This window comes from Legionella stuttgartensis, from assembly GCF_977063405.2.
The window spans coordinates 244,024-250,777 of the sequence record NZ_CDRUHA020000059.1; the positions used below are offsets into that span (position 1 = coordinate 244,024).

Here is a 6,754-nt window from a genome sequence, read left to right on the forward strand (position 1 = left end):
TATGAATAACAAAAAAATATTGAATTTTATTGGATTAATTGTTCTATCTATGCCTCTATTTGCGAGTGAGAAATTTCAAATTAACTCTATAAACCAGGTAATAGATAGATACATTGAAAACTACAAAAAACAAGAGTTGCTCACAGGTATTGAGGCTACTTTTGTAGATGGTTCCCAGCTAAAATCGACTGCTCGTGGTTTTAATAGTAAAGAAAAAAGAAATCCCTTAACTAATAGGTCATATTTTCAAATAGGCAGCATAACCAAATCTTTTACAGCCGCATTAATCTTAAAATTAGAGTCCGAGGGCAAATTAAATATTAATCAAACAGTTGGAGATTGGTTTCCAGAATATTTAGATTGGAAAGACATAACTATAAAACAACTACTTAACATGACAAGTACCATTCCAGGTTACGCTACCATTCCAGCGCTTGCTGAGTCCCTTACAAATGCTCCAAAAAAGAAATGGACGAGTAAAGAATTGATTGATTTAGCGTATAAATATAAACATCCCACTTCAGGTTATAATTACTCAGATACCAATTATTTAATTCTCGGTGTCATCATAGAAAAAATAACTCACGATTCTTTTCAACATCAATTGCAGGAAAAAATTCTACAACCGCTCCATTTAAAACAGACTTATTATTTTACAGATTCTTTTACACATGAGTTCTTAGAGGAAATGCCCGATAGTTACTATTATGGTAAAACATCAGGAAAGCTAAGGCATGGTCAAAATGTAACCGATGTAAATTTATCCATGGCAGGACCTGCGGGCGCCATTGTGGCTACTACATCGGATGTGGCACGTTGGGTAAAGGCTTTATTTTCCTCTGATTTTTTACCTAAACAGCAGCAAACGGAGTTGAAATCGCTCATTTCGATGAAAACCGGACATTCAATCTCTCACGTAAACTCAAAAGATCCAAGAGGTTTTGGACTTGGTGTGGTGCAGGGTTATGATATACATTTAGGAACATATTGGTACTACGAAGGTGATACTATGGGATTTAGAGTCCTTTATATTTACCATCCTTGTACTAAAAAAGCTGTGATCATTGGCTTAAATAGTTCGCGTTTTGTCGATGAAGAGGTCGCTGATCATAGTGGCGATTTGTTGTTAGCACTGTACAAAACTGCTTTTGGTATTTCACAGAAATGTAAATAATGAAGCTTATTATTTATAATAATTGATTATTTTTTTATCGAATAATCATCGCCCTTGTTTTAAACCAATTTAATTTAGATCCTGATTTTATCGGCCTAGAAAAGTCTTCTTTAGATAAAGATGATTGTAGCACTATACTGTTATGTTTTTGGATGCTGTTTATACGATTATTCACGAAAATGAAAAATTTAAGATGCTGTAAACTACAGTAAAACCAATAGCAGAAAACAACTTCTCAATCCAAAAAATTATTTGTGGAATTATTCATACATGAATCCACTTGTCCTCCCAATTAGAGAGAGAATACATTATTGCAAAAGATGCTATTAAAAACACCAACAAGCCAACATCTGGACTGTTTTTAACAATGAAAAGGAAAATGATTTATGATGATTTATAAAAAGATTATTACAAAATAAAGATAAACTCAGCACCATTTTCGAAAAACAACAAAAATCCTGGAGAAAAAACAGTGGCTATATGATTATTGAATTATTAATCGCAGATTCCTCATTGTGCTTCCTTGCTTGAAAACCAGCTATCTACAACTCAGCCAAGTTGCCCCTGTTTAATCCTGTCTTTTAAATTTAATCAGTAACAAGCCTGATTTCCCGCCATTTGTTATTTTTATGAACACTATTCTCTAAAGTTAACATATCTCCCCCACAATACTTTAAATTGATCATAAATTATACCCTACATGAGTCACACATGTGCAATATCTATCGCATTTACCGTATCACTGTTTAATAGAGGCATCATAAAAAAATTTTAATCACAAACCTCATTAAATTAAAAATTGGACATGTCGCAAATAAGACATAAGGAGTAATATCAATTTAATTCTATGTGGTTAATATTTAACCTGATAGTTTCAATTTTAAATATCAGGAGAAAATAATGTTTACCAAAATACCCTTAATCAGTCGACATTCTGGCAAATTAATAGGTGCAGCAGGGGCTGGCGCCCTCCTTCTTGCATACGATGCATACAAATATAAACAACTACAGGATAAAATGGCAGAGCTGCAAATGACACCTGAAGAACCTCAGACTATCGTAGACGCGGATCAAAAAAATTGGCTCATATTTGGCAGACAAAGTCCAGGTTACGTACGAGATACTAATAAAACACCCAAACACCATCTTCAAAAGAAAATACATTCGAGCTCTATAATTTTTAAGTCATTGGGAACTCAGTTAGATAACGAGAAACACTTTGATTTATTTTCAGGCAGTGATTTTGTGGTAGAGATGTTCTCAAAAAGAGAAAAAGCGCCAAAGGTACGTGTTCAACCAGAAAAAATGCTCAGTGATGACTTAGATACAATCAAGGATGATGACCTATTTGAAGTTGGTTTTGCTCGTAAACAGGGCTTTGCAGACATCACCCAAAAATCTCCTTTTTATCACTCAGCCATCGCATTAAGAAGAATTAATAAAGAGGATGTTGCTAATTCAAAAATTGTGGTTTTGAGGGGACAAGAAATAAAAGAGATCATAGATAGAACGAATAAAGCGATTTGCGATGAACAATCGTGTAATCTTGTTCGCTCTAATTGTTATTCAGCCTCGACCTATGCCAGTGGAGAACTCGTCAGGGTAATCGATGGACGAAGTATCAATGCAGAAGCGAAAAAAGAAGACTTGGAAGCAATTGTTTCCGTAATGTCACAACGAGTATTCGATAATCATGCCGTAGGTATTACCAATAATGCCCCGGTATTAGAACAGTGGACGACTCAAGTACCCCAAATATTAGAACCCTATGGACTAGTAAAGCCACCTTCATCCAAAACTCCAGATGGACCTAAATTATAAAATACACCCATTAAAATGCCGCATAGGAGGTAGAAGAATGAAAGCCGCAAAGATGTTTACAGTAGATGAAAATATTTTGAAAAGCCTTGGTGCAGGTACTCTGAAAATAATTAGAACTAAAGGAATCCAAATGGAAGCAGAAATTGCCGCAAAATTGGAGGAATTAGAGTCATTGGTTGTTGAAGGAGTTTCTGGTGATGGACTTGCCAAAGCGAAGGTGGATGGGAAACATCAAATTATAGAGCTTTCCTTAGATCCCACCTATACAGAATTGGATAATAAAACAAAAACATGTACGCTGATGACCGAAGCAATTAATGATGCAATCTATAAAGTTAATCTAACTATAGAAAATGAAATATCGAACATAAAACTTAGGTATACTGGGGAAGTTATCAAAAATTTATCTTAAAAATCGTTTACGATGCATTTTGATTGTGTTCCTTTGTTCTCTTCTTGTACTTGCAAATGTGGGTTGAGCCCAGCTTAACCTTCTTGCAAGTTTCTTCGCTTCTTTATGTCATACACGCTACTTCAGGTGTAATCCGATATTACTTCGGTTCTAAAGCACTCTTATTGTGCTGAACACTTGCTTGATTCTTCCCCCCTTCCTCTTTTTTTGTATTCCAAATAGATAAACCCTGTAATGAGGATGGCTCTTTTATTTCCTTAGAAGCATCCTGCAGGGTTATAAATGGATTTGAGTGCATTTTGATAAAGCTTATAACTTTTTAGTGCGTTATATAAATTAGCAACATGCCGATTAAACACAGACCTTTCCCCCAAATGAGACTACATCTTTGATGAGATTGATTAGCTTATGCTACCCGTCTAGCGTATTCAACGGGTGGCATATAATTTAGTGAGCTATGAGGCCGAACATGATTGTAATGCTCAAGTCATAGAGCATCTCATATTTTGCTTAACTTAGTGTTCGAAATCAGTGTAGGTTTAGGCATTCATTCCTGAATTTACCATTCAGGCTTTCCACAAAAGCGTTCTGCATTGGTTTTCCAGGCTGAATAAACCAATGACTACATTGGTTTATTTGCTCCAGAAGAACATTGCCTTGCTCGTAAATTCAGTGCCAATATCACAAATGACCTTACTTGGTTTGCTGCGCTCCTTATAAATTGATCTAGAAAGCGTGCAACTTGCTGTCCACTGATTGAAGTAGAAACCAACTGCCCAAGCATCCCACAAGAATAATCATCCACAACATTTAGCACACGAAATCATCTACCATTACTTAGCTGGTCAGATACGAAATCCACTGACAAACGTTGATTCGGGGCAGGCAATTCCATTGGTTGCTTAGGCCGGGGGAACTTTTTTCGTTTCTTTGTTCGTACTAGCAAACCCTCCGCTTTAAGCAACCTATGCAGAAGCAAATAACCGTAGGAAGAATACTCCACCGCTAACTCCCTGAGCCGTGCTCTGAGTGAATTGTCTGTTCGTGACTTAGGTTGATATCGATATATAGTTCTGCTCAACCCTGCCAGCTTACGGCCACCACTGAACTTAGAGTATCCTATAAGGGGTTGACAATAGGCTTTCTTTCAGCTGACTTTACCACCTTTTTTATAGTACATCATTCATCGCATCTAATTCCAGAAGCTTATCAGCTAATAATCTCTTCAGTTTATATTCTAAGACTTAAGCTCTCGTAGCCGTTTAGCCTCATTTACTTCAAGACCTGTATATTTGCTTCGCAATTGTAAAAAGTGCATGAGGAGGGTAATCTCGGCAAATATCATCAACTTTTGTCCCGGCTTATCATGGTTTAATGGCTTTGATAATTTGTTCTTCTGTATAACGTTTTTTCATTTTGAGGTCTCGAATCTTGCAATTTTAATGGAAATCTCATCAATGTCATGGTCTTATTTTTGGGGGATAGGTCAAGGCTTTGCTAGCTCATTGAAATCTCACATTGGAATCAAGATCACTTAACAGCTTGGTTTTTCTTGATTTAAAAGGTAAAAAGCAAATTCAAATTGATTTAAATTTGCTTTCAATTATTTATAATTTATTCATATTCATAGTATTAGTGAGGATGCATTCGGGCGGAAATTTTTTCACAATTTTCTAAAAACTCATCCAAAAATTGATATTGTTTTGGCAATGTATGAAACAAAGTTTCAAGTGCTATAACAATTTTATCAAATTTTTCTAAATCTTTTTTCTCAATAAAATGCTTTGAAGATGCTAATTTTTTTTCAAAGTCTTCATTGTTTTCACCCCAGAATTCCCGATATTTTTGATATATTACATCCGCCTTTTTTGTTAAATAATTTATTTCATTAATTATATTTTTTATATATGTAATGTTTGTTTTTAATGTCTTACATATGGTTTTATCCAATTCTCCCTCTTTTATGGAATTAAGAAGGTTGTTACATGCTTCCATTCTATAAAAACGACTCTTGCACTTCTCTAAAGCTTTTTTAGATGCCTTTAACTCAGAATTTAAATTTTCATTTTTTTTATCTTTTTTTAGTTTTGATTTAATTACATTACAATTGTTACTGACTCTTTCTAAATCATACTCAGCGAATCTTAGGGAGTCTACAACCTCTTTATAGCATGGACTTTCTTTGGTAAGCATCCCTTTATTCGCTTCTAAAATAGATTGAAGAAATTTGATTTCTTGATGTAAATATTTAGTTAATACATTAGGCGTATGAAGTTCATCGTCATAGGATGAAGCGATATTACAATTTACTGGATTCGTATCGTATTTCGCTAAAATAACCTTGAATGGTGCTGTTAATTTTTTTTCACTTTTAAAAAACATAATTTATCTCCCAATGATTAAGTGTCAGTTGAATCAATTTTAAACAACCATTCTGATCACATAATTAATGAGAATGACGAAATTGCGACAAAATGCTTACGAATCAATCAATATAAATCTTCCTTTAGATTGGAGAATCACTAAGCAAAATAATACAAACTCTAATTTAGGCCACGAGATAAATATTTGAATAGACGCTGAATTAGAATAGAAACATCAGCCAAACAACTCAGAAATTACTTTGGATAAAATTCAATTTCGTACAGCATAATTTGACTAAAACAAAACTTCTCAAGCTGGAAACTCCCCAATTAAGAACCCCCAACGGACAAAAATATTGTTTAATCGCTTCCTAGCCGCCCTCTTAATATCCTCTCCGGAATATACAAACGATATATCTGTCGCAAAGGCGACATGGGGAGTCATAGCCACTTAATATGCAAATTATACAATGTGTATATTGGATAACCCAATTGGAGATTAATATGCTTACGGCAGAAAAAATAAAGTTATTTAACAGTATGTTTTTAGAATACTCATTAGATGAAGAAACTCCCGCATTTTCTGCTAATGAAATCGAGTTTCTTATTATCAAAATAGTATCTCTATTTAATAAAAAAAATGTTACGAAGAAAGAGTTTTTGAATTCAATTCACGAAATTTTTCAAGATGAGATTAAGAATTATGATTCATTCTTTGCTTTTAACGATACTCAAGCAAAAAAAGCAAAACGTAATATGCTCCGAGCTTGGCAAGATGAGATTTTTTGTGCACTTGAATGCAAAAAGAATGAAAAAATTATATTAGAAGATGTAAATCAGGTTTTGTATGACACTGCTGTAGACAGTGCTAATAACCCGCTAGTAAATGGCGCAGGCCATCAATAAAGTTTCACCAGAAAATACCCCAAGAAGTTTACAAAAAGACCAAGACAGAAAACTCATCTAAAATAAAGGGACTAATGA

At 34.3% G+C, this 6,754-nt stretch carries 5 protein-coding genes and 1 pseudogene; 4 read left to right on the forward strand and 2 right to left on the reverse strand.

Annotated features, from left to right (window positions below; translation table 11 throughout):
* Position 1 precedes the first annotated feature (1 nt).
* The 3 genes from ACWTEW_RS19280 (at position 2) to ACWTEW_RS19290 (ending at position 3,407) form a co-directional block, all read left to right on the forward strand.
* Positions 2-1,174 carry a serine hydrolase domain-containing protein gene (locus ACWTEW_RS19280; RefSeq protein ID WP_454783275.1) on the forward strand — a complete coding sequence of 391 codons (1,173 nt, stop codon included), beginning with the start codon at positions 2-4 and terminating at the stop codon, positions 1,172-1,174.
* Between the two features lie 900 nt (positions 1,175-2,074).
* Entirely contained in the window at positions 2,075-2,995 is a 921-nt protein-coding gene (locus ACWTEW_RS19285; RefSeq protein ID WP_454783276.1) for a hypothetical protein, read from the forward strand.
* Positions 2,996-3,032: 37 nt separating this feature from the next.
* Positions 3,033-3,407 carry a YbaB/EbfC family nucleoid-associated protein gene (locus tag ACWTEW_RS19290; protein WP_454783277.1) on the forward strand — a complete coding sequence of 125 codons (375 nt, stop codon included), beginning with the start codon at positions 3,033-3,035 and terminating at the stop codon, positions 3,405-3,407.
* A 406-nt stretch (positions 3,408-3,813) separates the two neighbouring features.
* Here ACWTEW_RS19290 and ACWTEW_RS19295 read toward each other — a convergent pair.
* Together ACWTEW_RS19295 and ACWTEW_RS19300 are read right to left on the reverse strand one after the other, a co-directional pair.
* Positions 3,814-4,822, reverse strand: a pseudogene (locus tag ACWTEW_RS19295) (IS3 family transposase).
* Positions 4,823-5,039: 217 nt separating this feature from the next.
* Positions 5,040-5,789, reverse strand: a complete 750-nt coding sequence (locus ACWTEW_RS19300) for a hypothetical protein (protein ID WP_454783278.1) — start codon at positions 5,787-5,789, stop codon at positions 5,040-5,042.
* Between the two features lie 485 nt (positions 5,790-6,274).
* Between ACWTEW_RS19300 and ACWTEW_RS19305 the strand changes: the two genes are divergently transcribed.
* Complete coding sequence (locus tag ACWTEW_RS19305) at positions 6,275-6,676, forward strand: hypothetical protein (protein WP_454783279.1); 402 nt, start codon at positions 6,275-6,277, stop codon at positions 6,674-6,676.
* Positions 6,677-6,754 lie beyond the last annotated feature (78 nt).

What these genes read in the sequence shown, in the direction of transcription:
- ACWTEW_RS19280 (WP_454783275.1), top strand. Translation starts at nt 2, where the DNA reads ATGAATAACAAAAAAATATTGAATTTTATTGGATTAATTGTTCTATCT.
- ACWTEW_RS19285 (WP_454783276.1), top strand. Translation starts at nt 2,075, where the DNA reads ATGTTTACCAAAATACCCTTAATCAGTCGACATTCTGGCAAATTAATA.
- ACWTEW_RS19290 (WP_454783277.1), top strand. Translation starts at nt 3,033, where the DNA reads ATGAAAGCCGCAAAGATGTTTACAGTAGATGAAAATATTTTGAAAAGC.
- ACWTEW_RS19300 (WP_454783278.1), bottom strand. Translation starts at nt 5,789, where the DNA reads ATGTTTTTTAAAAGTGAAAAAAAATTAACAGCACCATTCAAGGTTATT.
- ACWTEW_RS19305 (WP_454783279.1), top strand. Translation starts at nt 6,275, where the DNA reads ATGCTTACGGCAGAAAAAATAAAGTTATTTAACAGTATGTTTTTAGAA.